The sequence below is a fragment of the Reichenbachiella sp. genome (genome assembly GCF_965233835.1).
Classification (GTDB): Bacteria; Bacteroidota; Bacteroidia; order Cytophagales; family Cyclobacteriaceae; genus Reichenbachiella.
Map to the genome: position 1 here is coordinate 755,913 of NZ_OZ247585.1, position 25,863 is coordinate 781,775.

A 25,863-nucleotide genomic window follows, 5' to 3' on the forward strand; every position below is an offset into this window, starting at 1 on the left:
ATATACACCGTTATATATGACACGACAATCTTTGGATTGTAAAATCCATTTGTTGCTATATTTGTTCAAACAAAAATTTTACATGGGCTATAAACTCACTTCACGAACTTTTTCATTAATTTTAATAGGGTTGCTTCTTAGTTTTGGCTCGTGCAAGTCGTCTCAATACCCTAAGGAGAGAAAACCAAGGAAGATTAAAAAAGGCAAACCAATACCTTGTCCGATAAAAGATTGCTAAAGCTAGCAAGCACCCAAAATAATCATCGTATTAACCCACTTGAGCAAACCACTCATGAGAAAAATTATCATCGCTATTGATGGCTATTCAGCCTGCGGCAAAAGTTCAACAGCAAAACGAGTGGCAGCTGCCCTCAACTACGGATATGTGGATACAGGAGCTATGTACCGCTCCGTTACACTATACTTTTTAGAGCATTATATAGATCTTACGAATCCTAAGTCAGTAAGCAAGGCGCTGGGAGAAATAGACATTACTTTTCACCACAACGAATCTACAGGACAAAATGAGACTTACCTAAATGGCCTCAATGTAGAGGAAAAAATTCGTGAAATGGAAATCTCCCAGAAGGTGAGTGAGGTAGCAGCTATCAAAGCCGTTCGTGAAGCAATGGTGAAACAGCAACAGAAAATGGGTAAATCGAAGGGCATCGTGATGGATGGCCGAGATATTGGTTCTGTAGTCTTTCCTGATGCGGAGTTGAAAATATTCATGAATGCCGACTTCGATGTCCGTGCAGAAAGAAGGCAAAAAGAGTTGTTCGATAAGGACAATTTAGTGGACCTGGACGAAGTAAAAGAGAACCTTCGTAAAAGAGATAAAATTGACACTACTCGAGAAGAGAGTCCATTGATTAAACCCAAGGACAGTGTAGAAGTTGATACGACCCACATGTTTTTGGAAGAGCAGGTGGAGCACATTGTACAATTAGCGACTGGAAAAATGATGAATGCTTAGGATCGCTTTTATCCTGTTGATTTTTGGTGTGGGTTGTGTTGAGCAGCAAAGCTCAAGTGACTTGGTGAGTTTAGAAAGTCCAGAGTTAATGGAACAAGAAAGCATCAACGTTTGGGGAAAAGTCGAAATCAATGCAGAAAAAGCTGAAATAACCCCTACTGATGAAAACCTGTTTGGAAAATTCTATAATGATAGAATTGAGTTTCATATCATCGATGAACCTGGTATCCAAATTCATAGTGCTGAAGTAAAAAGAGTGACACTATATTATATAGACAGTGTGCTTTGCAAGAAGAAGTACGAATTGGATAGATCAATCTCAGATGAACTGGCAAAAACGTATGGTAAGCTGAGTTACAAGTCGCTCAATCATACTACCGACTCGTTGGCTCGTCATATGGGAATAGTACTTAGGTCTGAAAACGGTAATAGACTAAATCCGTATTTGAAGAAGTATCAGTTGAAATGGAAGGTGGATGAGAAGGTCATTTATTTCAGACATTTGGAAGATTCATCGACTACGTCTAATTTCTATATTGAAGAACTGAAAGAATATCGAAGATTATTTAATTCAGCCCAAAAGGTGAGGATTTAATCTAGCCAGACTGCTTCAATGTAATCCTGTTAATGAACTATTTGAGTTAATTTTGCCTATCAGGCTATTGCAAACCCTATGAATATAGAGATAGATAAAAATTCTGGATATTGTTTTGGTGTAGAATATGCCATAGAGATGGCAGAAGACGAGCTCAATGAGAGTGGTCAGCTCTATTGTTTGGGTGACATTGTGCATAACCATATGGAAGTTGAGCGATTGGCAGCCAAAGGTCTGGTCATTATAAGCAATGAAGACCTCAAGAATCTAAAAGATTGCAAAGTCCTTATTCGTGCACACGGCGAACCGCCCGAAACATATAAGACGGCAATAGAAAACAACATCGAATTGATCGATGCTTCGTGCCCTGTAGTACTTAAGCTTCAAAATAGAGTAAAAGGTTCTTTCGACCAAATGGAAGAGCAGAATGGCCAGATTGTTATTTATGGCAAGCCGGGTCATGCGGAGGTTATTGGTCTCACTGGCCAGACCAAAGAAAAAGCTATCATCGTCATGGAGGATGAAGATCTGGAGCAAATAGACTTTTCCAAACCGGTCACACTCTATAGCCAGACTACGAAAAGTACAAAAGGTTTCTATCGATTGAAAGCAATGATCGAAGAACGCATTACAGTAGCCAAAGGCCAACCGCTGGAAGTCACTGACTTCAAGGCCAATGACAGTATTTGCCGTCAGGTCTCCAACCGTGAGCCAAGTATGGAGAAGTTCTCACAAAAACACGATGTCATCATTTTTGTAAGTGGTAAGAAAAGTTCTAACGGTCGTGCTCTTTATGGTGTTTGCAAAAACTTTAATGAACGCAGTTACTTTGTAGGGAATGAAGAAGAAATCGATCTGGATTGGATCAAACCTTCGGACTCCATAGGAATCTGTGGTGCTACTTCTACGCCCATGTGGTTGATGGAGCAAGTGAGGGATTATATCTTTAAACAATTCGAAACCACTAGCGTCTAAATGGCCTCAGCTTTTGGTCATGCATTAGTCGTAGTTTCTCTAGGTCGAGCCTTACCAAAGGGTTACTCTTGGAAGGTGGTTTTAGTGGGTGTGATTTGCACCGTCATCCCTGACTTAGATGTCATGGCCTTTAAGTTTGGTATTCCTTACGAAAGTTTCTGGGGTCATCGTGGTTTTAGTCATTCTTTATTATTTGCACTGATTTGGGGGGTAGTTTGTGCTGCAGGTTTTTCAGTCAGAAGTTCTGATAGAAAATTTTTTTGGATTCATACAGTTTTCTTCTTTTTATGTACCGCTTCTCATGCAGTACTTGATGCCATGACCAATGGAGGATTAGGTGTGGCGTTCTTTTCTCCCTGGGACGATACCAGATATTTTTTCCCTTGGCAACCCATAGCAGTTTCGCCCATAGGAGCAGCGAGGTTCTTTTCTGAAAGAGGTTGGGAGGTGCTCAAAAGTGAGGCTATTTGGATTGGCATCCCATGTGTGGCAGCTTATTTATTGACCTTTCTCTTAAAAAGAAAAGTCGGTAAGAAATAAATTTACCTATTCATCTTCACTCCAAGTGAAATTTCCACACCTTCCAATGCTGTAACTGCCTCTGAATAATCTACCGTTCGGGTTTCGATGTTGCCGCCGATCGAACCACCTGTGTATGAGCCAGTGACAGCTGCTCCTGAGTCCCCTTTCAGGTATTGCACCTCGGTAGTAATTGAAAATTTGTCATTCACATGAAAGGCCAGTTCTACACCGGCCATCCAGCCAAACCCCAATTTGTTTTCAGCTTCTAAATCAGCATTAGCTACATCCCACCCTTCGTATTCTCGAATGGCCCGATCCATATTGCCATAGTTGATTTGAGGGGCAATATGACCCATGCCAAAACCGCCGCCAAGAAATTTTACTGACATGGCATCAGAGTCTAAAGTCAAGGATAGTTGAAGAGGCACGAGTATGGACCAATGAGGACCGGTCAAAGGTTCATCGGCTTCAAAAGGCAAACCAGTCATAGGTAACCCAGGCATATTATATAAAGAGGCACCAGTTTCTATTCCCAGTAAACCAAAACTTAAACCAAGTCCTCGTACAGAGAGTGGACTCACAGGAGCGGAAAAATATCCATCCTTTGGAATGATGAAGGAAGCAGATACCCCCTGGCTTTTGGCCGAAAGGCTGAGGAATACTAAGGCAAGAAAGGGAAGTAGGATTTTTGATTTCATGGGTTAAAGTTAATGTGCCTTCTTGTCAAATCTCTTGACGTCCTCTTTCTAAGTGAAAATTACTTGCCGCACTTGTTGCGGCATCTATTTTTTGGACAGCCGCTGCCTAATCAGGTAGATCGCGCAACAGGTGCGCGAAACTCCCTCTTGAAGTAGAGGGTTGGGGAGATTGAAAGCGTTGTCAATCCCAATTTTTTCTTCTACACTTTCCTTACTCAAATACTTTTACGATAATTGCGCTCCTAGCCCATTATCATCAATTTTTTATTATTTTTGCCTCGTTTTATAAAACAGGACTTTTGCATTAAAATATGTCTCAGAATATAAAGCTTAAGAAGGGATTCGATATCAATCTCGCAGGAAAAGCTGAAAAGAAAATCGGAGAGCTCCCACCCGCGGAGACTTACGCCATTAAACCCACAGACTTTGTTGGTATGAGTCGCCCAAAACTCCTCGTGAAGGAAGGTGACAACGTGAAGGCTGGCACGCCGATCATGATCGACAAACTGGTTGAAAATGTGATGTACGCTTCACCAGTGAGTGGAGAGATCGCAGAGGTGGTAAGAGGCGCTAAAAGAAAAATTTTGGAAATCAGAATCTTGGCTGACAAAGAGGTGTCTTTCGAGTCGTTCGATAAGCACGACGACGTGAAGGGACTCACAAAAGAAGCAGCCATAGAGCAGATGACCAAAGGGGGTGTTTGGCCTAACATCATCCAGCGTCCGTTCGGCGTAGTGGCTGATCCAAACGACTCACCTAAAAATATCTTTGTGTCAGCTTTAGATACACATCCTTTGGCTCCGGATATGAATTATATCCTGGAAGGTCAGAAAAAATATTTTGAAGCCGGAATCAGCGTGTTGGCTAAATTGACTGAAGGTCAAGTTCATGTTAATATAGAGGCCAATGATTCATCAGATCTATTTAAAGGATCAGAAGCTCAAGTCAACACGGTATCGGGTCCACACCCTGCTGGAAACGTAGGTGTGCAAATTCACCACATTGCACCTATTAATAAGGGAGAAGTTTCTTGGACGGTACACCCTTATGGTGTAGCGCAGATCGGTAAACTTTTCTTGGAAGGAAAATATGACGCTTCTAAGGTAATTGCTTTAGCAGGGTCAGAAGTGAAAGCACCTCAGTACTACAAGACTTATACTGGAGCAGCGATCAACAAGTTGATTGATGGCACCATTAAGGACGGATATGTGCGATACATTTCTGGAAATGTATTGACAGGTAATCAAGTGAACTCTACTGGTTACTTAGGATTTTATCACAACCAGTTGACTGTAATTCCTGAGGGGGATTACTACGAATTGTTTGGATGGATCTTACCTACCACCAATCGTTTGAGTTTCCACAGAGCTTTTGGCTTGTTGTCTTTCCTTGGCGGAAAGAAAAAAGAATTTGTGCTAGACACCAACAACAGAGGTCAGCACAGAGCATTCGTTCAGACTGGTGCCTTCGAGAAGGTAACCCCAATGGACATTCTTCCAACCTATTTGTTGAAGGCGATCCTTGCGGAGGATTTTGATGATATGGAAGGCTTGGGTATTTACGAAGTGATCGAAGAGGATTTGGCGCTTTGTGAATTTATCGACGTGTCTAAGAACGATGTTCAGGCCATTTTAAGAGAAGGACTAGATCTAGTAAAAAATAGTTAAGAATGAAGTTTATAGAAGACATATTTGCGAAGGTTCGCCCCAACTTTGAGAAAGGTGGTAAGTGGGAGAAGTTTTTCTATATATACGAAGCGCATGAGACGCTCTTTCTAGCACCAAACAGTACGACAAGTGCTAAAGGTGCCCAGATCAAAGATGCGATCGACATGAAGCGAATGATGATGACAGTGATCATCGCGATGGTTCCATGTTTACTTTTCGGTATTTGGAATGCAGGTCATCAACACTACTTGGCCATTGGTGAAGTAGCGGACTTAGGAAGTGAGATTTTATTAGGAGCAACTTTGGTAGTTCCTATCTTGATTGTTTCTTACTCAGTAGGTCTTGGTATAGAGTTTACATTCGCTACGATTAGAAAACATGAAGTAAATGAGGGATTCCTTGTAACCGGAATGTTGATTCCATTGGTGATGCCTCCTACCATTCCACTATGGCAAGTAGGGTTGGCTACAGCTTTCGCTGTGATCATTGGCAAAGAAGCATTTGGAGGTACCGGGATGAATATCTTGAACGTGGCCTTGACTGCCAGAGCGTTCTTGTATTTCGCTTATCCTTCACAGATCTCTGGTGATGTTTGGTCTTACTTAGGTAGTGAGCAAGCAGTGGCAGGATTCTCAGGAGCTACACCTTTGGCTATCGGAGCTGCAGCTGTAGAAGCAGACCAGTCGATGTTGAGTATGATGGCAGACACCTGGTCCTCGGGACTCTATAGCTTCAATAACTTATTTATGGGAATCATCCCGGGTAGTATTGGGGAGACTTCTACCTTAATGTGTTTGATCGGAGCGGCTATTTTGATACTTACAGGCGTAGGTAGCTGGAAAATTATTACTAGTGTATTTGCTGGTGCTTTTGTAATGGGCACTATTTGTAATATGCTTGGAGCCAACGAATATATGTTGCTACCAGCACACTATCATTTGGTGATTGGTGGTTTGGCTTTCGGAGCAGTGTTTATGGCATCTGATCCGGTAACAGCGACACAAACGGAAACTGGAAAATGGATCTACGGATTCCTTATCGGAATACTTACCGTAATCATAAGAGTATTTAACCCGGCTTACCCAGAGGGTATCATGCTGGCAATTTTATTAATGAACGTATTTGCTCCACTGATCGATTATTACGTGGTAGCAGCTAACAAGAAAAGGAGGTTGAAACGTGCAACGGTCTAATTTATATATAGTAGTCTTCTCCGCCATACTGACCATAGTATTGGGTGGATTGTTGTCTGGAACTTCAGTAGTGCTGAAGCCTTTGCAAGACAAGCAGGTAGAATTGGATACCAAAAAGAAAATTTTGGGTGCTGTGGATCCTTCAAGTGTGGAAGGCAAAACACCGGATGAAATTCTAGCTTATTACAAGAAGCGAGTGACATCTACTGTGGTAGACATCAACGGTGAGCCAATGGAAACTGACGCTAAAGGCAACAAGCTGGTAGCTGAGAAAATCGATTTCCAAAAGAATCACAATAAATTCAAGAAAGACGTAGAGGCTAGACCTTACCCTGTTTTCATGTATATGAAAGAAGATGGGTCGGGAGTAGAGGCTTATATCTTCCCAATGTTTGGGGCAGGTCTTTGGGATTGGATCTCTGGGTTTGTAGCAGTGGATTCTGATTTGAATACCGTAAGAGGTGTAGCTTTTGATCACAAGTCTGAGACACCTGGTTTAGGTGCAAGAATTACGGACGAACCAGTTAAAGCCAGGTTCGTAGGTAAGAAGCTATATGACGCATCTGGTACTTTACAATCGGTAAGCATGGTGAAAGGCGAAAAGGGTGAACCATTAGATGATCACCACATCGACGGATTGTCAGGTGCTACTTTGACTGGTAAGGGTTTGAATGCTATGTTGAAAGACTATTTCGGATACTATGGTTCATACATTGAGAAAACTAAAAACTCAAAGGAGCCAGTGGCTGAGGTAGTAGAACCTGCTATAGAGGAAGAAGCAGAAGAAACGGCAGAATAATTAAGGAATTGATTGGGCTTGACCCATTAAAAATATAATACAATGAGTACAGAAACTTTGGAACAAGCGGTAGTAAAAGAGCCAGCAGAGCCTTTATTGTCGAAAAGAAGGAAGAAGTTCATCACTGACCCGTTGAACGATGATAACCCAATTACCATTCAGGTATTAGGTATCTGTTCAGCACTTGCAGTTACGGTGAAAATGGAGCCTACTCTGGTTATGTCTATAGCCGTGGTATTTGTAATCGTATTTTCCAATTTGATCATCTCTCTAATGAGAGATTTGATTCCCGGACGAGTTAGAATTATCGTGCAGCTAGCTGTAATTGCTACTTTGGTAACGCTGGTTAGTGAAGTGCTAAAGGCTTATTTGTTCGATATGTACAAAGTATTGGGTGCTTTTGTTGGGCTGATTATTACAAACTGTATTGTGATGGGACGCTTGGAGGCATTTGCCATGGCCAACAAGGCATACGATTCTGTCCTTGACGGTTTGGGAAGTGGATTTGGGTATGCATGGATCATCCTTACCGTAGCTTTCTTTAGAGAGTTGTTTGGATCAGGGACGGTATTCGATGTGCCTGTTTACGCCACGCTTTCTGAATGGACTGGAGGATTGGTAAACATCCAAACCAACGGATTGATGGTAGATTCTATTGGAGCCTTTATGGTTTTAGGAATATTGATCTGGGTGCAGAGAACACAAAACGGATACGTAGAACACTAAGCCAACGAGCTAAAAGAGATTAAAAATGGAAGCATTTAATATATTCATAAAAAGCGCATTTATCGACAATATGGTGTTCGCATACTTCTTGGGTATGTGTTCGTTCTTGGCGGTATCTAAAAAAGTATCAACAGGCCTTGGCCTTGGAGCCGCAGTTATCTTCGTATTGACTATTACTGTGCCGATCAACTGGTTGTTACAGGAATACGTGTTGAAAGAGGGAGCATTAATTTGGCTCAACAGTAGTTTTGAAACGATTGACTTGAGTTTCTTACAGTTCATTATGTTCATCGCGATTATTGCTGCTATGGTGCAGTTGGTAGAAATGATCATTGAAAAAGTATCTCCGTCGCTATATGGATCTTTGGGTATCTTCTTACCATTGATTGCTGTAAACTGTGCAATTCTTGGAGCGTCACTTTTCATGGTACAAAGAGACTATAGCATTGTCGAAGCAACCGCTTACGGTGCAGGCTCTGGATTTGGTTGGTTCTTGGCTATTATCGCCTTGGCTGCCATCAGGGAAAAGTTGAAGTATTCTAACGTGCCTAACGGATTGAAAGGATTGGGTATTACCATGATCCTCACTGGATTGATGGGAATCGCTTTCAAATCCTTCATTGGAATTGTGCTCTAAGTCAACAAAAAAATTAATTTGAAACATAAAATCCAGTCTTCGAAAGAGGGCTGGATTTTTTTGTAAGCTTTAAAAGGGGATGATTTGAGGCGCTCTAAAGTCGAAATCACGAATATTGAGGTGAGCGGAGTTAGTTACTTGTACATTCCCTTCTGACGCATTGATAGGAGTGCTAGGGTAATAAGCAAATCGTAGCTGCAAAGTAGATATCGCTAGGTTATCATTTCGGAGCCTGATACCTCCACCAATACCCATGAAATGATCTGCATCAAAAAAGTCGTTTCGAATGTTTTGTGTGGCAGTATAGTCGAAAAATGCAAAGGCAGCCATCCGAAAGTCAATAAAATTAATAGGAGTGAAAACCACAGTTTCGAATCTCAAATTGAATTTGGTGGTGGCGCGCAAATAATAATTTCTTAGTCCACGAATACCAATGTCCGTTTCGGTATTGAGGATGTATTCTTCATCTGGATGCAAAGCCTGACTAAAGGTGACGTCTACAAATTGCCTAAGTTTTACTTGATTAATGGTATACAGTGGTGTGAAATAATCGGCGCCAATTTTAAAAATTCCATTTTCATAACCGTCGTCACCTATAAAACTACCCCATGAAACGATACCGTTGAAGTAGCCAAACTTTTTTATATAGCCTCCTCTGGCATAGTTGAATCCGATGTAAAGACGGTCATTGAATTCAGCCGCTTGATACCCCGCGACAACCCCAATGGCGCTCCCTGTAGGAATATCCTCTGTACGTCCGAATTCTACAATAAACCTGTCCTTGTAGTAGTTTCGCGCACTGAGACCAAGGCTTACCAGATAGGTAGTCTTGTCATGATATCTATAATTAGTATCGGCTGATACTTGTGGCCGATCAAAGTAGTTGGCGTATTCAACTCCAGCAGATGCTATGGCATTGGTTTTGGCATTGATTCCAAGCAATTGTGTTTTGATGTTGGTCTGAAAAGCTCTGCCCAACCATAAATTGGCGTACTCCTCATCATAAGTATACGTCGAGGTCACGTCCGATATCGGTTCATAGTTGTATTCGCCAAATTTGTACCGACTGTAAGTGGCCCCTCCCGCATATTTCATTTCCTGAGTGACAAAGTCTCTCTCTAAAAAGCCGCCATAACCCGTTCGAATAAAGTGGTAGGCATAGTTGAATTCTGCATCGATAAAGGAGCCTCCTACATTGGTGATCTTATAGAAGAAATCGGACCCATTGCCTCGAATGTAGTCATATTCGAATTCATGACCGAGGCCAGCGATATTTATTGAAGTAATTCCAAACAAGGCGTCATTATCACGGCTAGGACTAAATATGACACTATAGGGAAGTACGTCTTGCGTTACTACTACTACTTCGGCTTCTTCCTGATTAGGGTTCTCTCTCACCATGATTCGGGCATCTTTCACGTATCTTAATCGTCGAATCAGTCGTTCACTGTCCACAAAGTTGTTTGGATTTATGTGTTCACCAGTTTTAAAAGTAAGGTTTCTTCTAATGATCCAGTCTTGGGTATGTATATGTACACTGTTCCAGGGAGCCATCCACTTTGAAGGATTGTAAACCGTAGTGTCCTTTACGGTAGACCCGAAAATAGGAAGAGACTTATAACCTATAGATGAGATCGTTTCTCTTTCGTAGGGGATAAAGCGTTGCTCATGCAATTCTTCTGTTTTTGGTGATCCATTTTGTACAAACATGTAGTCGTACATCATGTTAGAGAGTTTGGACTTACTCATTTTTTGCTCTACCTGAAGATAAAACTCTTGAGAGCGCTGCATATTATTTTTTCTTACATAAAAATCCGTGGTATCGGGAAGAACAAAAACTGTGTCATTTTTGGCATAGTAGGCACTATCGTTGATAAAGACGAATCTGTCAGCTTTCACCTTTACGGTGTCCATTTTTGTCTTGGGTTGCGAGCCGAAAGTTCGAGTTTGACCGAGCACATTTTTTGTAGAAAGGCTGAAGGTCAAAATCAAAATTAGGGTATATGGCTTCACTCAGTACTCAGTTTGGTTCGCACATGGACTCGCAAAAAGTGCTTAAGGCAAATAAAGAAAAAGATAAAAAAAGAAGACCCCTAATACTAGAGGTCTTTACTTAAAGATAATATTATTTTTAATGATTATTCGTATCGCAAGTTGTCAACAGGATTGAGCTTGGCTGATTTGATGGTTTGTGAGAATACCGTTATGGATCCGAGTATCGATAGAATCAAAATACTGGAAAGTATTTCCAGCAAACCAATGGTTCGGTTGTAAAAAATTATTCGCTGCAACATAAACTCAAAAAAAGCATAGGCTAAAGGTATCGTGATAAGCAGTGCAAGCAGCATGAGTTTTAGAAAGCCTTGAGATAAATGACGGGTCAGTTGAGGAACTGAGGCACCCATGACTTTACGAATCCCAATCTCTTTTACTTTGTTTTCCATAGTGAATACAACCATACCGAGTAAGCCTAGACAAGCGATGCTTACAGCTAGGAAGCTTAGAAACCCGAACATCTTGATAGGGTTTTTTAGTTGCTCATACATGGCATTGAGTTTGTCTTCCAGGAAGGTAAATTCGTAAGGAATCAGATCATTTAATGCTTCCCATTTTTGTTCAAACTTAGTGGCGGTTTCAAAAACGTTTTGAGTATTTACTTTCAGTGTGGCAAATGAGAACTGAGAAGGATCATACCTAAAGAAGAATGGTTGAATTTGTTTCATCACCGGCAAATGATTGAAATCATGAACGACTCCTATGACTCTTGCAGTGAGTTCATTAGGGAGTTTGAATGATTGGTCTAATATTTCAGCATCTGTCAATGCCATCGACTGAACAAAGGTCTGGTTGACAATAATTTGTATTTCGTTGTCCTGATTGAGATTCTCTATGAATGAGTGGCCCTGGACAAGCTCAAATCCCATCAAGTCGAGAAATGCGTTATCGACAAACATTTGGTGAACCGCTACTGAATCTTCGACCTGATAAGTTTGTACCCAAACTTCATTATTCGATCCGGTGCCGGGTATTCCTGAAGAAAATGCAATTTCTGACACTTCGGGAAAATTTGAATACTCGTGAGCAACAATTTCTGGTTCTACATTATGCAGCGGAAGGATCACTTTTCCTTTCTCATCGAATCCTTTGTCGTAGTTCATGGAATGATAATACTGTGAAATCATTGCGATCGCACCAAAGATGAAAAAGGTAGACAAACAAAATTGAAAGACAGTCAGGCCGTTTCTAAGTTTTGACTTGAATAGGACTCCAGCCTTTCCTCCTCCTCTTAAAGAAGATATAGCTCTCATTTTGGAGAAATAAGTGGCAGGTAGTACACCAGCAAAGAGACTGGTGAAAACAGCAAAGCCAACAAAAGCGATCATGACTTGAAAATTTATGCTTAAGTCAAGCATTTCTGCACCAATGATCATGGCTAAATATTCTTCACGGATGACAGTGAAAATGTAAATGGCTCCAAACAGAGCAACCGAGGTAATGATGAAGGTTTCAAAAATGAACTGAATAAATATGTCCCGTCGCCCTCCGCCAACAACTTTTCTCATACCTATTTCTTTAGACCTTTTGAGTGCGCGAGCCATGGATAGATTGGCATAATTAAAGCAGGCAGGTGCGAGAATGATGAGCGTCAGCAGTATAAAGGAGGCCATGGTTAGTCGATCGAATGATGGACCGATGGAATAATTGATATTTTCTCCGGCTGCAATGTTAGTGACAGGTTGTAAATTCAACTCAACAGTTTCATCCTCATTGGACAATGCTGCAGCAATTTGGGCTAGTGGGGTTTGTAGCTGATCTGGGTTTATGCCTTCATTGAGTAAGAGGTAGGTATAGCTGTTGGTATAAAAACGATAATCCTCAAATCGGTTATTAAGACCTGGCTCAACTGCGTCTAAAGTACTATAAGAAACTAGTGATTCAAACTGCATGTGAGAAGCACCGGGATAGTCTTTCATGATGCCTGTCACTTGAAAGGTTCCTTTATTTTCTAATTCCATTGCGTTGCCAATTATGTTGGTGTGGCCAAAGAGGCGCAAAGCAGTTTTTTCAGTAAGAATAATACTGAATGGCTCGTGAAGAGCTGTAGATTCATTGCCTGCCAATAACGGAAAAGTGAAGACCTTTAGAAAAGTAGGCGGAACATACATTCCGGAAATAGGAAGCGTGTTTTGATTTATTTTCACTTCACCAGAAAATCCATCGTTAATACCCACGACTTCCTCTATCTGGGTAGTGTATGATTTCAAATTATCATGGACATAAGGTGCAGTGGTAGCAAATTTGTCATTCACTTGATTATTAATTACCAATGTGTTAACCGTGTAAATCCTGTCCTTGTTGACATGAAACAGATCAAATTGCTGTATGCTATAAAACATGGTGATACTAAGTAGACATATAGACATACCTAGTGCAAGCCCAAGAATATTGATAATGGAAAAAGATCTGTGTCTAATCAAAGTACGCATGGAGACTTTGAAAAAATTGTAAAGTAGGGCTGGAGATATGCTACTTGACCTATAAGAATGTGCAGCATTGGTTTTTCTTGCCTTCAGTGCATATGAAAAAATGAGTGAGAGTACTTGTTTCCAAAATATTCTGTTGGCTTTAGATTTGCCTAGAGAATCTACATTAGATAGGTAGATCTCCTCCATATCACCATATAGATCCTCTATAGTGGCAGCTCCTGCAAACCAGAAAAATAATCGAGTGGCAAGTTTGGGCGGTTGTTGAGTTTTTGGACCTTGATTTTTCATTGTGAAGTGAGTTTAAGATTTGACAATTGCCACAACTCATTTCGAAGATCTTTCATTTCAGAGAGTGCTTGTTTGGCTGAGGCGGTGAGCTGAAAATAGCGCTTGCGTCTTCCACCGCGTTCCTGTGTAGGTTCGCCCATATAAGAGGTGATGAACCCCTTCTCGTCTAATCTGGTAATGGTGGAGTGTAGCGCGCCGATACTAATCTTTCTTCCGGCGCGCTGTTGGATATCTTCCAATATCGCTACGCCATAGGCTTCGTCTCCTAAGACTGCAATGGTTAGGAGTACGAGTTCTTCAAATTCGCCAATATGTCCTTTCATGATGTATGAGTTTTTGAGTTTTCAATTACTGCATACGAAGGTAAAGATTATTAGTTTCTATTTTTGAGAAGATATATAAATATTAATGCAAGAGCCGTAGGGCCAGAGATTTTTTATTTGTCTATTCTTAAGATAACTCCGCCGGAAAACTCACCATGAACGATAGGAACATAGAATGAGCTCCCACCGCCACATCCGCCAGTTCCGCAGAAAATACCCACACCACTGAACATCATTGGCATGAACATTTTGGCTTGGAGTTTAATACCAATACGTTCTGAAGGAAATATTTTGACACCCAAACCGGCTCCCATTGAAAAACGAGTAACAGCGTCTAGCTCATGGCCAGAAGGTTCAATGTTTTTTGGGGTGTACGCTGCCACACCTAAGCTCATGGCCGCATAGGGTTTTACCATTTCGTTACCCCCAAGGGTTTTTTCGACACCTAGATGATAATGCTCCAAAATAAGATCAAAGTTATAACTCTCTGTAATGACCGATCTATAATAATCTACACGTCCACTGGCATTATTTCTATTGTATAAGAATTGAACTTGAATACCGTTGCCCATGTCGTAGCCAAGTGTTGCACCAAAAACACCCCCATCATAAACATCGATGCGACCATCATAGTAGGTGGATTTTCCACTGACCATATAGCCACCGTAGCCAGAAAACTCTATGGCTTGTGCAGAGATCTCTGACACAAACAGAATCATTAAAACAGAAAGGATAATTAGGGAACGCATAGATTTAGGGGTTTAGTTATAACTTCAACACTTAAGTTAAGAAGGATAAATTGTAGAGTGTGTTTTTACCATTAAAAAATTAAGTTAACTTATTAAAAATTTGAAATGAAACGAATCTATTTTTTTACTATCCTTATATGTTCCATTATGTGGAACCCTGTGATTTCACAGGAAAGAGTCAAAGCGGCTAAAGTTTATACATTGGGGGACTCGTTCTCAGCTCCTTTATATGGACTCAATGTGACTATCCCTGAAAATTGGAGCGGTTTTTATCCTCAGGACAGTGAGATTTTCAAAATGACTAATGACTCCATTCAAAGCGTTGAATGTATGTATTTTGCCAGTCAAAATAGCTTGGATAAAATTGTGGCCAAGTGGAACAAAGGATTTGGCCTTGCACAAGGTCTAAGTATGGAACTGGAAGGTGAAATGGTCCGAAGAGAGGGTTTGATAATTTCAAGAGTTGGGCTGACCAATCGAAACGATGTAAAAGGAACAGTGCTAGCAAAGTGTGGAGATTTTGGAGTATGTGTAACCGCTATGGTTTATGGTCCCACAAAACATCTGGAGACATATTTCACCAACTTGACACCGTTACTTCAGGCTATCGAATTTGTGAAGCCTATTCCAAGGGAAGAACTAGAGTATTTTGACTGGCAAAAAGAATTGACAGGAAAATATCTATTGGCCTACGAAAGAGATATCGCTTCTAAAAAACAAGGTCAGATTTGGCTGTATTTGGATGGCACTTTCAAAAGTAAAGTTACAAGAACTGGATTGTTCAAAGGGTCTGCAGGCGACTATAAGGGAACCAAAAAAGGAACCTATTTGATATTTAATGAAGAAGATGGTAAACCTGCCAAACTTGTTTTAACATTCAATAAATTACCTGAGGTAGAGCTACCTCTTCTAAAAAAGGAAAAACAGTTCTTTATCAATGATCAGGTGTTTTATTATTCAGAGATGTAGAAATCAACCTTTTTGTTTGATCGGTCTATAGATCATCACCTTTCCTTTGGTGACATGGTTTAAGTTGAAATTACTGACACCAACCTTTTTCCCCCAGTCACTGGTGTTTTGATGAGCCATGTCAAAATCGCCTGGCCCATTTACTTTATACACAATGGCCGTATGCTGACCCATGGCAGAGGTATAGGTTGTATTGCCTTCTGTCCATTTCATTTGTACATTTTCAAATTGAATTAAATCGCCAGGAAGAATGTCTTCCTTTTTGAGGTTGAGCTTTCTTCCGTAGATCGTGACTGTCTTCATAGAACTGCGGTCGAAGTAAGCCCCAGAGTAGGCCAAGGCCTTGGCCGCTAAATCCCAGCATTCTCCCCGGTCAACTTTAGTACCCATCACACTATCTACATAGGTAATGATTTTGGCATTGAGTTCTGGAAGTTCGGGTTTGAAGCTAAACGACGAAAGGAGGACTAATAAAGCTAACTTATTCCACATCATGATATCTTGTCTTTGTACCTTAAGGTTTACGAATTTCTATTTCTTAAGATTTAAATAATTCTATCAATCTCCTATTGACGTAGGCCGTACTACGATCCTTAGCTTCCAAACGAATAAAATGGTAGCGAGAAACCAACAAGTATCTTCCATCGCTCCCAAAGCATATCAGTCGTAGCGTCTAAATCGACACCTGAACCCGTGTTGTTTTCTCCTGGAATTCTCGCAATTCGCCCTACAGGTTGAGTTCCTCTGGAATATACTGCGCCAATAGTAAAGTTCATTTTCTTCAAATCCAGGGAAAAGCCTCCACCATAATGGTATATATCTGCCGTAAAAAGATTATTGTCAAATCCATCTGTTTCTTCAAAGGAGTCTCCTTCAAAAGTTCTGACCAGGGCTGAGTAGTCGGTTGAAAAACTGGTGTAGGCATTGACTTTTTTACTTATATACCATTCCATGCCGATACCATAATTAATCACTGATTTCCTTTTATCAATATATCGATTTAGAATAATGGTGCCATCCTCGGGGGCCTGCCTTTGAAATGCTGTTGGTACAATGGCGTAATGGGCATCTACTTTGTCAAACCATTCGCCGCTAAGACTGATAACATTTTTACCAATATTGATTCCTATCCCTAAAGCTGCCGACATTGGTGCCTTATGAGTGGCACTTTGGGCATCTCCCCACCCTATTTCTGCCAAATTTGAATATTCTGAAGCACTGTTGTGATAATCTGTCAGAATCTGTCGGTAATACGTATCTCCCTTGCCACCAAGTTTGGCTTTGGGAGCCGTATAGGTAAGTCCTACTTCGATGAGTTTGCCACTATAGTTCAAGCCAATTTTAGCTACATATCCATAGCTGGTAATACTTCTATTTCTTGTCATTTCGTACGTGGCTACCTCGCATTCCACACAGGGGTTTGTATCTCCTGCTCCTTCCTTAGCCACTATGTTTTGGGTATAACTGCTGTTCATATTATGAATGGCTAAAAACTGTGACAGGCCTACCGTCCATTTCTTTTTGTCATCTAGCGGAATGGCCCAGGTAAGTCCCATCCATTCTTCTTTGATGCTTTTGTTCCAGTTGACATCCGACAAATAGGCTTCTTCTCCTACCCAGGCATCGTTGAAATCTAAGGTTTCGACCTGAGACAGGCTCAAGGTATAGTCCATATTGGTTTTGGAGAGAAACCCATAAGCGAATTTGTGTCCTTGGAAGAATTTGAGAAACTTGACCGAATCAAGGTTGAATGACCCTGCTGCCAATGTTGGTGCAGATCCAAAGACCGAAGAACCTAAATCAGCTTCCCCTATACCGTCTTTAACTTTTAAAGAAACGTTTTGATAAGCCTTGGCACTGATCAAAAATGTAGGATCATCTTGCAAAGCCAATCGGGCAGGGTTATAGTACATAGCTCCCAAGTCGTCTACGCTACCTACCACGGACCCAGACATCAATGTTGACTTATTACCATATTGTTCGGTCCAGTAATGAGCATCTTGCGCCAAACCAATGTTAGTAATCGCCAGAGCAAGTAAAAGAGAGAATTGCTTAAGTTGAGACATGATTATTTGAGAGTTTATTAAGTTAAAAATAACAAAATAAACCTTGTACTAGCGATGCATTCTAAAAGAAAAACCCAAAATCAAATGATATCAAATTCTCTTCGGGAGAGAAAGCATAGGACAATGAAGCAGCTGCCTTGCTCAGAGGAGCGACCCATAGTCCAAAACCTGCTGACCGATGCCAAAGATCCGAAGGAGTGGATGTCCAAACTCTACCTACATCGTAGAATCCATGTATACCAAATTTCCCTGGAAACAGTATGGAAGAGAAATCTAATAATTTGATACGCATATCAACATTTTGATAAAATGTAGTTCGTCCATAAAATCGAGTTTTTCTATACCCTCGAAGATTACTTCTTCCTCCTAATGTGTTGGCATTATAAAATTCATCATGGACAAATTCTCCAAAGTTGTGCGCGTACCCCGTTCGAGAGGCCAAAGTCACGATGGCCGGAAATTGAAAGCTATAATAAAGCGCCAAATTAGAATGCAAATGAGTGAAGTCATTGGTGTTCTTACTTAGGCCTTGATAACTCGAGACTTCGTTCTCCCAGTAGAGGCCTCTGGTTGGGAGTAGCTTTTCATCACGTGTGTCAAATTCTAACGTAGTGTATAGGCCACCATAATGTCTTATGTCATTGAACAAATCATCTGTTGGAAATTCACTAAATCCTGGTGAGGTGATGTATGTGTTTTCTCGCTCATCAATTTCTATAGTCTTATGGTGGACACCAAACAAGAACTTTCCAGTGTTGCCTATTTCGTTGTATATGGCAAGATAGTACGAGTTGTCCTCTACTCTCAGTCGATAATAATCAATGCCTTGACCTACATCATAGACGGACTCATTGCCTATTCCAAAGAAGTTGTTTACTACTGGTTTTTGAATATCAATCACAGTTTCCAAATTCCAATTGCCCAATACGTTGGAGTATTCTCCTTTGTATTCGATATTGAAAGCCCCTGTAGCAACGGCGACATCTGCCAAAACTCGATGACGTGACGCAAAGGGTTCCTTACGCCAACCATGCTGAGTGTATTGAAAGCCTCCGCCCAGGAAAACCCCGTCGTCTCGGTTATACGACCCATAAATGAGTGGTAGCAAGACATCGTACTTAAATTCATACTTATTGTAGTCGTTTATCGTGGGGTTTTTACTCAATCGGGATTTAAAACTATAGCCTTCAGTAGCTATAAGTGATGAACGTTTACGATCATAGACAAGGACATTTTTTGCGGCTTTGGTAGAATAGTCGAAATATTCATCTTCACCTTTTCCTCCGATTACTCTTATCTTGATTTTGCTTTTTGTGTTACCCGACACTTTGAAGTGATCATCATTGCCCATACCGTAAATTCTGACCTCTTTGGTTTCATTTGCATAAAAAGTCCTCTGATACAGAATTTGCTCTTTCCGGCCCTTTTTTGAGATTTTGTGGACGGTGACTTTAACCTCGTCTTTGTTCAAATTTTCAATTAAGAAAAGTTCTTTTTTATCTGTGCCTGTGACGTTCACATTTTTTGCCAAACTCTCATAAAACTCCATTCCATAGTCTTGCAGATTATCTCTTCTAGCTTTCAACGTTTGGATCGTTTTTTCGCCAGTCAGGGCAAAAACGTTTTCTGGCCAGAGATTAATCGCCTTTTCAATAGACTCGTCCGTCAGGCTATCTTGGATCAACTGTATCATGTTTTGCCAGTCAGCCCGGTCTGGCTCATTCATAAAAATCCGATCAAAAAAACGAGCATTGAAATTGAAGCCAGGAGACCATCGTACTTCTTCATTAAATCCTTCTATTTTGGCCATCGCCCATCTTCTACTCGCAATTTTTGGTAGGATGCCTTCATTCATGAAAAATGTTTGATCCCGATCTCTTGGTATTGGACGGTACATTTTGCCTTTGCCTTTATCGAAAGAAGCCCAACGCCACTGGTCTTCATGTCGATCCCAGTCGCCAATGACCATATCAAACAGTCTGTTGCGCAGAACAAATTGCTGATCTACACTATTGTCATTGTCGTCCAAAAGTTCTTCTTGAACATCTGGAGAACCGATCAAATCATCCGAGTAGCCGAAAAATTTGGCGTCAGACCAATCTCTGCTCGGTCGCTCTTCGAAAAGCGCTAGCTCATTGGCTAAAACTTCTCTGTACTCACCAAATGCGCCATCGTCCGGTACATAGACCAGTCGTGGATTCGTATGATAAATGCCTACGGCTTCAGCCAACGGTGGAATCACATAGGCAGCATAGGGATGACTGGAACTAATTTGATCTTGCACTACACCAACAGCAAACGTTTCTTGCAGCACATGGGGGAGTGCTTTGTGGGCATATTTCTCTACCGAGCGCAAAACGTATTGTTTTCCGTCTTTGGCCTCGAGTCGGAGCGAGTTGGTTTGCATGCCACCTCCTCGTTTGATGACTTCCAATCCTCCTTTTTCTTCTGATATATTAAAAATTGGGGCTTCTACAGGCAAACTCCAAATATCTCTATAGTTCGACCCCATCCACTTACGTTTGCCTTTTGAGGCTTGATATTGTAAAGAGGCCGGAGCCGTTTTCATGGTTTCTTTAAAGTCATACCTTGGGTAATTGGCATTGGGGTCAGCCAGATGTTTGTATTCATAAAGATCGGTCGAGTAAATGGCATCTTTATTTCCCTGTTCATTGGGAGACCAAAAATTCAATGAAACTTGGTTGTCGCTGTAAGAGACTTCACCAAACCCAACCGTCGATTTCCCAAAACTCAAATACTGACCATTTTCTTTTAGATAAGTAGTTTTCGACCCTGAACCACTGACTATATAATTGACTCCATCTTTTTTGATATGTTGAAGTGAATGCTCATGTCCGGCGGCATAGATTGCATTCGGATATTGTTTGAGCAGTTCTTCAAGTGAATTTCGAATGGCTTTGTACTCCGGATGGGGGATGTCTTGTATGGAACCCGCGGTAGCTCTATAGCCTGGATAGATTGATCCAATAACTGGAAGTGGAATGTACAAATTATCATTCACTTCAGTCAGAGGAAATAGGTGTGATTTCAAGGGATACTTACCTCCATGTGGTCCGTAGCTGTACAGGGGATGGTGAGATGCCAATATAACATGGTCGTTTTTATGCTTTTCGAGTAAAGATGAAATATCAACAAGCACATCTGAAGGTTCTGTTTTATTAAGAGGGTCGCTTTCCAATGGTTTTTCCCAAGCGTGAAGAATCCATTGCATATCAAAAACAATCAGATACAAACCATCAGTAAGTTTGATTTCTTCGGGGCCTGGTTCACCGTTTTTTGGGTAAAACACTTTTTTGCTATCGAAGTATTTCTTTACAAACTTTTCCTGTTGGTTCACATGATTCCAACCCTCTTTTTGCCCTTTAGCCCAGTCATGGTTGCCTGGGATCACAATCGTTTTACCTTCAAAATTTTTTGTGATATCGAATTGTAACCTGAGTTTTTCTTCTGCTTCTTTTCTATGCGGGTGGTCTTTCGGTGGTAATCCTTTGGGATAGATATTGTCTCCTAAGAATACAAGGGTAGCTTCTTTTCCTGCGGAAGTAAGTTGATCTCTTAAAAGCGAGAGATTTGCTTTGGCTAAGGAGGGTTCTCCGGCATCTCCAATTAAAAAAACCCGATGATTGGTATGTGGAGATTGAGCTTTGGCAAAATGAAGGACAAGACCTAGGATTACAAATAATGTGATTGATCTAAGCATCAGTTCATGTTAAACTTTAAAATATAACCTTTGTCTCCCTGTCCTTCGCTGGAGATAAACAAGTCTCCATTTGGAGCGAAACAAATGCCTTCCGGTTGACCCAGCAATCGGGGATCCAATGGAACGGTGGCTTTAATTTTTCCTTTGCGATCCGTAATGATCATTAGTTTTCCGATCGAAGCGATCAAGTAAATGTGCCCATTGATAGGATGCACAGCAATTCCTGAAGGCTTGAAGTTGATTCTCTTTACCTCATATTCGAAGTCTTTGTATTTCTCCAGAAATTCTTTGACATCATTTTTAGAAATATTGAAAGCCGCGTTTTTCTTGATTTCCTTTTTGTCCAAATCAAAATAATAGACGGATTTTCCTTTTTTCTTTTTGTCCTTAAGACCAGCATCACCTTTACACGCCACAAGCAACTTGTTAGTATTGGGATCATAGGCTATTCCTTCTACATCATTGTTTTTCTTTAGGTCAGTTTTATATTTCTTTAGTTTCTTGACTTTTCCATCCGTTTTGGGTTCAAACTTGTAAATGTGTCCGTTGCTTTCTGCGACATAGATCTTCTCTCCGTCATTAGCGATACCCTCATAGTCGCCTGAGTCAGCGAATCTGACTGTATTTTCTACTTTCCTTGTTTTGTGATTGTAGAAAAAAACTTTGCCATCTTCGTCCTGAACGCACGCTATTACACCAGGCTTGTAATAGGTCATACCAGAAATCTCTTCCAAAACATACGGGAGAAAGTATTTGGCATCCGGTTTTTTTAAATTGTAATTGTCAAAGCCGTTGGGTGTTTGATGAAAAAGTGCTTCTGCTGTAGGGCGAGAGTTGTATTGACAGCCGAAAGTAAAGGTCCAGCAAACCAATAGGAAGAATTTTGCTTTTGGCATGAGTTCTCGATTATATTGAGTGCTTTTTTAGCTTAACACTAAAATTATGAAATGCGTTTGGTATGTTACACCATATGTAAGGAATTTGTTTCATCTCATTTTTGTTAATTTGTGGTTAAACCAAAAAAATTAATGGCAACTAGTACCTCAGTCTTATCACAGGTGGAAGCTTATGTCAGTTCTTCTTTGAAGAAAGACTTGCCTGAACACTTCGTATATCATGACCTGGTTCACACTAAGGAAGTGGTTAGAGCAGTGGGGTTAATTGCCAAAGGGGAAGGGTTAAGCACAGAAGAAAAAGAGACAGCAGAGATTGCGGCATGGTTTCATGACTTGGGCCATGTAGATGATTGTGATTGTCACGAAAAAAGAAGTGCTGAAATTGCTAGAGAATTTTTAGAAAAGCACGATTTCCCTTCCGATCGAATTGCTCAAGTAGAAGGCTGTATCATGGCTACGATGATGCCCCAGCGACCGTTGAATCATGTGGAGGCTGTATTGTGCGATGCAGATTTATATCACCTCTCCACAGATCAGTTTGAACCAAGGGCTAAGTTACTTCGAAAGGAGTGGGAGGACCTTAAGGAAGAGGAGTTTAAGAACTCATCTTGGAGAAAGATTAATGCTGATTTCTTGAGTGGACATAGCTACTTCACTGAGTATGCCCAAAAGAACTTTGAAGAAGGGAAGCAAAAGAATCTGGCGAGTCTAAAGGAGCAAATTGCAGCAGGGAAAAGGGAGCGTAATGCCGACCTAAAGAAAAAAATTGCCAGCCTCGAAAAGAAACTAGAAAAGGCCACCGCCAAAGACAACAAGCCGACTCGTGGAATAGAAACGATGTTTCGAACTACATCCAAAAACCATTTGGATCTGAGTGCTATGGCTGATAATAAGGCCAACATTATGATCTCAATCAATTCGATCATTTTGTCTATTATTATTTCAGTGCTGATCAGAAAGCTGGAAGAGTACCCTCACTTTATTATCCCAACATTGATCATGACGGTCATCTGTTTGGTGACCATTGTCCTGAGCATTTTAGCGACCAGACCAAACATTTCTAAAGGCAAGTTCACACAAAGTGATATTATGAATCAAAAGACAAATCTCCTGTTTTTTGGCAATTTTCATAACATGAGCCTAGAGGAGTATGAATGGGGCATGAATGAGCTGATGAAGGATAGTAAATATTTGTATGGTAGTTTGATTAAGGATATCTACTATCTGGGAGCTGTGCTTGGGAAAAAATACAAAAGACTACGAGTAGCCTATACCGTATTCATGTTTGGCTTTGTCGTTGCCGTACTCTCCTTTATTATCGCCGAGGTCTTCTTTAAGAATCAGTATATGTATTAAGGAATCAAGAAATCTGCTCCCATTTCTTCACCATGGCATAGGTATCTACCTGGGCGTTGTAAAGCTTCTCTCCCTTACTACGCTCGATTTTTATGTTTTTTAGATTTTCATCGAGCATGACAGCCTTGGTATTGTCTTGAAGCTGAAGGTTCAATATTTCCTTTACTTCTTGTTTCACATGTTCATCATAAATAGGGAAGGTTACTTCCACCCTGCTTTTTAGATTTCTTTTCATCCAGTCTGCAGAGCCCATAAACAACTCATCTTTACCTCCATTGTTGAACCAAAAAACTCGTGCGTGTTCCAGATATCGGCCAACTATTCTGCGAATGGTAATGTTTTCGCTCATGTCTTCAACTCCAGGAATCAAACAACAGATACTTCTCACAATCATTTCAACTTTGACACCGGCGCGACTGGCTTCATACAATTTATCAATCATACCGCGCTCTTCGATGTTGTTCAGCTTGATAATGATCTTTCCTTCCTTCCCTTTTTTGACATAATCCACTTCCCGTTGAATCAGTTTGTTAAATTCATCCACAATGTTGAATTGTGAAACCAGCAAATGTTTGAATGGCTTGGGTTGTTTTCTTTTGTAAAGGTATTTGAATAGCTCATCCAGTTCTTGACCCATTTTGCCATGGCAAGTAAGTAAACCATGGTCGCAGTAGATACTTGCAGTTTTTTCATTGAGGTTGCCAGTACCAAAGAAGCAATAGATTTTATTCGACCCGTCATCTGTTTTCTTTTTTACCAAAGCCACTTTGGCGTGTACCTTCAATCCTGGAATACTGTATATTATCCGTATACCTTCTTTTTGCATTTTTTCCGCCCAGAGCAAGTTATTTTCTTCATCGAAACGCGCTTTGAGTTCAATGAAAACAGTCACTTTTTTACCATTCTTGGCAGCCGATATCAGCGCATTCCCAATGAGCGAATCGGAAGCCATTCTGTAGAAGGCAACTTTGATTTCAGCGACATGAGGGTCTATAGCCGCCTGATTAAAAAACTGAAGAATATAATTGTAGCTGTGGTATGGAAAATGCAGCATTTGATCCGACTCGTCTATGGCCGTGAATATGGATCTGTGACGGTCGATTTTATGGTTTCTTAAAGGTTCCTGAGTTTCAAACTCCAAGGAGTGGCCCACAGGGTTTGGAAAATCCATAAAATCGAAAAGACTGTGATACCTGCCACCTGATACCAAGTCATCTTCAGACAGATGAAAAACATCCTGAAAATTCTCCAATAGTTCGGGAGACATGGTTCTGTCGTATAGAAAACGAGAAGGAACACCCAAATTTCTCTTCTGAATCTGCTTCTGAATTTTTTCTACCAGATCACCACTGAATTCATCCTCTATATTTAGATCTGCATCTTTATTCATTTTGATACTCTTGCATTCCAACACCTCATAGTCTGGGAAAACAAAGTCTAAATGCATGGCAACTATATCGTCTAGGAAGATGTAGTGAAATTGAAAGTTTGGAGAGGGCACCTTAAAGAACCGAGGTAATCTGTTCGATGGAATATTGAGAAATGCGAACTTAATTCCCTGTGAGTATTTGCTTCTCAACTTGAGCGCAAAATACAATTCCCTATTGTTTAAAAAAGGCTCTCTAATTGCTAATTCAAAAAGGTAGGGCTGCAAGAAAGAAAGCACTTTGGTTTTAAAATAATAGAGACAGGTCGCACGCTGATCTTCATTCAGTTGTTCTGGAGATAAAATGAATATACCGTTTTTTTCTAGCTCCTTCAGCACATGATTTCGAAGTGTGTTGCCATATTCATCCAGCTGAACTTGAATACGGTCATGTATCTTGTCTAGCAAAACAGTTGGGTGGATGTCCAGTGCTTTATTGATTTTCTTTTTATCAATTTCTACCAACCGACGAATATTGGCTACTCGCACTCTGAAAAACTCATCTTGATTTGAAGAATAGATGGCCAGAAAACGAAGTCTTTCAAAGAGAGGCACTTCACTACTCTGTGCTTCTTGTAGGACACGATAATTGAAAGTCAGCCAACTTAGATCCCTATTGAAATAGGTGTTTACTACTTCCTGTTTTTCTTGTTCGGTATTCTGATTTGCTTTCAATGCCTTTTTCCAATTGAGAAAGAAATATAAGTCATACGGGCTTCAATTCCCTTGAGATGCCTGTGATATCTCTGTTAAATATTTTTGAAATGTATTTTCATACAAATGAAACTAAAAAA

The 25,863-nt window shown here is 40.6% G+C and carries 21 protein-coding genes; 11 read left to right on the forward strand and 10 right to left on the reverse strand.

Annotated features, from left to right (window positions below; translation table 11 throughout):
• Positions 1-292: 292 nt before the first annotated feature.
• From cmk to ACO6S2_RS03220, 4 genes are all read left to right on the forward strand, one after another.
• Positions 293-976, forward strand: a complete 684-nt coding sequence (gene cmk, locus ACO6S2_RS03205) for a (d)CMP kinase (protein ID WP_422361079.1) — start codon at positions 293-295, stop codon at positions 974-976.
• A complete protein-coding gene (locus tag ACO6S2_RS03210; RefSeq protein ID WP_422361080.1) occupies positions 969-1,571 on the forward strand; it encodes a hypothetical protein in 603 nt (200 codons plus the stop codon). The genes cmk and ACO6S2_RS03210 overlap by 8 nt, the downstream gene beginning before the upstream one ends.
• Before the next feature lie 78 nt (positions 1,572-1,649).
• Positions 1,650-2,546, forward strand: coding sequence for a 4-hydroxy-3-methylbut-2-enyl diphosphate reductase (locus ACO6S2_RS03215; protein ID WP_422361081.1), 897 nt, complete (start codon positions 1,650-1,652; stop codon positions 2,544-2,546).
• Positions 2,547-3,086 carry a metal-dependent hydrolase gene (locus tag ACO6S2_RS03220; protein ID WP_422361082.1) on the forward strand — a complete coding sequence of 180 codons (540 nt, stop codon included), beginning with the start codon at positions 2,547-2,549 and terminating at the stop codon, positions 3,084-3,086.
• A gap of 2 nt (positions 3,087-3,088) precedes the next feature.
• Here ACO6S2_RS03220 and ACO6S2_RS03225 read toward each other — a convergent pair whose 3' ends face one another.
• Complete coding sequence (locus tag ACO6S2_RS03225) at positions 3,089-3,766, reverse strand: hypothetical protein (RefSeq protein ID WP_422361083.1); 678 nt, start codon at positions 3,764-3,766, stop codon at positions 3,089-3,091.
• A 311-nt stretch (positions 3,767-4,077) separates the two neighbouring features.
• Between ACO6S2_RS03225 and ACO6S2_RS03230 the strand changes: the two genes are divergently transcribed.
• Genes ACO6S2_RS03230 through nqrE form a run of 5 tightly spaced genes read left to right on the forward strand, consistent with a single transcriptional unit; the run spans position 4,078 to position 8,788 of the window.
• Positions 4,078-5,433 (forward strand): Na(+)-translocating NADH-quinone reductase subunit A, encoded by a 1,356-nt coding sequence (locus tag ACO6S2_RS03230; RefSeq protein WP_422361084.1) that lies wholly within the window; start codon positions 4,078-4,080, stop codon positions 5,431-5,433.
• A 2-nt stretch (positions 5,434-5,435) separates the two neighbouring features.
• Positions 5,436-6,626, forward strand: coding sequence for an NADH:ubiquinone reductase (Na(+)-transporting) subunit B (locus ACO6S2_RS03235; protein WP_422361085.1), 1,191 nt, complete (start codon positions 5,436-5,438; stop codon positions 6,624-6,626).
• Positions 6,613-7,425 carry an NADH:ubiquinone reductase (Na(+)-transporting) subunit C gene (gene nqrC / locus ACO6S2_RS03240; protein ID WP_422361086.1) on the forward strand — a complete coding sequence of 271 codons (813 nt, stop codon included), beginning with the start codon at positions 6,613-6,615 and terminating at the stop codon, positions 7,423-7,425. Before ACO6S2_RS03235 ends, nqrC begins: the two co-directional genes overlap by 14 nt.
• A 42-nt stretch (positions 7,426-7,467) precedes the next feature.
• The gene (locus ACO6S2_RS03245) at positions 7,468-8,151 is read left to right on the forward strand and encodes an NADH:ubiquinone reductase (Na(+)-transporting) subunit D (RefSeq protein ID WP_422361087.1); all 684 of its coding nucleotides are present in this window, start codon (positions 7,468-7,470) and stop codon (positions 8,149-8,151) included.
• Positions 8,152-8,176: 25 nt separating this feature from the next.
• A complete protein-coding gene (gene nqrE / locus ACO6S2_RS03250) occupies positions 8,177-8,788 on the forward strand; it encodes an NADH:ubiquinone reductase (Na(+)-transporting) subunit E (protein ID WP_422361088.1) in 612 nt (203 codons plus the stop codon).
• Positions 8,789-8,857: 69 nt separating this feature from the next.
• On the opposite strand, the gene ACO6S2_RS03255 is transcribed toward nqrE, so the two are convergent.
• The 4 genes from ACO6S2_RS03255 to ACO6S2_RS03270 all read right to left on the reverse strand — a co-directional run bounded on the left by ACO6S2_RS03255 (position 8,858) and on the right by ACO6S2_RS03270 (position 14,635).
• Positions 8,858-10,801: a hypothetical protein gene (locus tag ACO6S2_RS03255; protein ID WP_422361089.1), complete on the reverse strand. Its 1,944-nt coding sequence runs from the start codon at positions 10,799-10,801 to the stop codon at positions 8,858-8,860.
• Between the two features lie 125 nt (positions 10,802-10,926).
• Positions 10,927-13,563, reverse strand: coding sequence for an ABC transporter permease (locus ACO6S2_RS03260; protein ID WP_422361090.1), 2,637 nt, complete (start codon positions 13,561-13,563; stop codon positions 10,927-10,929).
• The gene (locus ACO6S2_RS03265) at positions 13,560-13,886 is read right to left on the reverse strand and encodes a PadR family transcriptional regulator (protein WP_422361091.1); all 327 of its coding nucleotides are present in this window, start codon (positions 13,884-13,886) and stop codon (positions 13,560-13,562) included. The genes ACO6S2_RS03260 and ACO6S2_RS03265 overlap by 4 nt, the downstream gene beginning before the upstream one ends.
• A gap of 113 nt (positions 13,887-13,999) precedes the next feature.
• Positions 14,000-14,635 (reverse strand): hypothetical protein, encoded by a 636-nt coding sequence (locus ACO6S2_RS03270; protein ID WP_422361092.1) that lies wholly within the window; start codon positions 14,633-14,635, stop codon positions 14,000-14,002.
• Between the two features lie 105 nt (positions 14,636-14,740).
• On the opposite strand from ACO6S2_RS03270, the gene ACO6S2_RS03275 reads away from it, so the two are divergent.
• Complete coding sequence (locus ACO6S2_RS03275) at positions 14,741-15,604, forward strand: hypothetical protein (RefSeq protein ID WP_422361093.1); 864 nt, start codon at positions 14,741-14,743, stop codon at positions 15,602-15,604.
• A gap of 3 nt (positions 15,605-15,607) precedes the next feature.
• On the opposite strand, the gene ACO6S2_RS03280 is transcribed toward ACO6S2_RS03275, so the two are convergent.
• The 4 genes from ACO6S2_RS03280 to ACO6S2_RS03295 form a co-directional block, all read right to left on the reverse strand.
• Positions 15,608-16,099 carry a hypothetical protein gene (locus tag ACO6S2_RS03280; protein ID WP_422361094.1) on the reverse strand — a complete coding sequence of 164 codons (492 nt, stop codon included), beginning with the start codon at positions 16,097-16,099 and terminating at the stop codon, positions 15,608-15,610.
• 98 nt (positions 16,100-16,197) lie between these two features.
• Positions 16,198-17,670: a hypothetical protein gene (locus tag ACO6S2_RS03285; protein ID WP_422361095.1), complete on the reverse strand. Its 1,473-nt coding sequence runs from the start codon at positions 17,668-17,670 to the stop codon at positions 16,198-16,200.
• A 61-nt stretch (positions 17,671-17,731) separates the two neighbouring features.
• Complete coding sequence (locus tag ACO6S2_RS03290; RefSeq protein ID WP_422361096.1) at positions 17,732-21,391, reverse strand: metallophosphoesterase; 3,660 nt, start codon at positions 21,389-21,391, stop codon at positions 17,732-17,734.
• A complete protein-coding gene (locus ACO6S2_RS03295; RefSeq protein WP_422361097.1) occupies positions 21,391-22,287 on the reverse strand; it encodes an SdiA-regulated domain-containing protein in 897 nt (298 codons plus the stop codon). The genes ACO6S2_RS03290 and ACO6S2_RS03295 overlap by 1 nt, the downstream gene beginning before the upstream one ends.
• A 132-nt stretch (positions 22,288-22,419) precedes the next feature.
• On the opposite strand from ACO6S2_RS03295, the gene ACO6S2_RS03300 reads away from it, so the two are divergent.
• On the forward strand, positions 22,420-23,643 hold the full coding sequence (locus ACO6S2_RS03300) for a Pycsar system effector family protein (protein ID WP_422361098.1): 1,224 nt from the start codon (positions 22,420-22,422) through the stop codon (positions 23,641-23,643).
• Positions 23,644-23,647: 4 nt separating this feature from the next.
• Here ACO6S2_RS03300 and ppk1 read toward each other — a convergent pair whose 3' ends face one another.
• The gene (gene ppk1, locus ACO6S2_RS03305) at positions 23,648-25,744 is read right to left on the reverse strand and encodes a polyphosphate kinase 1 (protein ID WP_422361099.1); all 2,097 of its coding nucleotides are present in this window, start codon (positions 25,742-25,744) and stop codon (positions 23,648-23,650) included.
• Positions 25,745-25,863 lie beyond the last annotated feature (119 nt).

Coding starts and splice junctions, on each gene's coding strand:
- cmk (WP_422361079.1), top strand. CDS start 293: ATGAGAAAAATTATCATCGCTATTGATGGCTATTCAGCCTGCGGCAAA.
- ACO6S2_RS03210 (WP_422361080.1), top strand. CDS start 969: ATGCTTAGGATCGCTTTTATCCTGTTGATTTTTGGTGTGGGTTGTGTT.
- ACO6S2_RS03215 (WP_422361081.1), top strand. CDS start 1,650: ATGAATATAGAGATAGATAAAAATTCTGGATATTGTTTTGGTGTAGAA.
- ACO6S2_RS03220 (WP_422361082.1), top strand. CDS start 2,547: ATGGCCTCAGCTTTTGGTCATGCATTAGTCGTAGTTTCTCTAGGTCGA.
- ACO6S2_RS03225 (WP_422361083.1), bottom strand. CDS start 3,766: ATGAAATCAAAAATCCTACTTCCCTTTCTTGCCTTAGTATTCCTCAGC.
- ACO6S2_RS03230 (WP_422361084.1), top strand. CDS start 4,078: ATGTCTCAGAATATAAAGCTTAAGAAGGGATTCGATATCAATCTCGCA.
- ACO6S2_RS03235 (WP_422361085.1), top strand. CDS start 5,436: ATGAAGTTTATAGAAGACATATTTGCGAAGGTTCGCCCCAACTTTGAG.
- ACO6S2_RS03245 (WP_422361087.1), top strand. CDS start 7,468: ATGAGTACAGAAACTTTGGAACAAGCGGTAGTAAAAGAGCCAGCAGAG.
- nqrE (WP_422361088.1), top strand. CDS start 8,177: ATGGAAGCATTTAATATATTCATAAAAAGCGCATTTATCGACAATATG.
- ACO6S2_RS03260 (WP_422361090.1), bottom strand. CDS start 13,563: ATGAAAAATCAAGGTCCAAAAACTCAACAACCGCCCAAACTTGCCACT.
- ACO6S2_RS03265 (WP_422361091.1), bottom strand. CDS start 13,886: ATGAAAGGACATATTGGCGAATTTGAAGAACTCGTACTCCTAACCATT.
- ACO6S2_RS03270 (WP_422361092.1), bottom strand. CDS start 14,635: ATGCGTTCCCTAATTATCCTTTCTGTTTTAATGATTCTGTTTGTGTCA.
- ACO6S2_RS03275 (WP_422361093.1), top strand. CDS start 14,741: ATGAAACGAATCTATTTTTTTACTATCCTTATATGTTCCATTATGTGG.
- ACO6S2_RS03280 (WP_422361094.1), bottom strand. CDS start 16,099: ATGATGTGGAATAAGTTAGCTTTATTAGTCCTCCTTTCGTCGTTTAGC.
- ACO6S2_RS03285 (WP_422361095.1), bottom strand. CDS start 17,670: ATGTCTCAACTTAAGCAATTCTCTCTTTTACTTGCTCTGGCGATTACT.
- ACO6S2_RS03290 (WP_422361096.1), bottom strand. CDS start 21,391: ATGCTTAGATCAATCACATTATTTGTAATCCTAGGTCTTGTCCTTCAT.
- ACO6S2_RS03295 (WP_422361097.1), bottom strand. CDS start 22,287: ATGCCAAAAGCAAAATTCTTCCTATTGGTTTGCTGGACCTTTACTTTC.
- ACO6S2_RS03300 (WP_422361098.1), top strand. CDS start 22,420: ATGGCAACTAGTACCTCAGTCTTATCACAGGTGGAAGCTTATGTCAGT.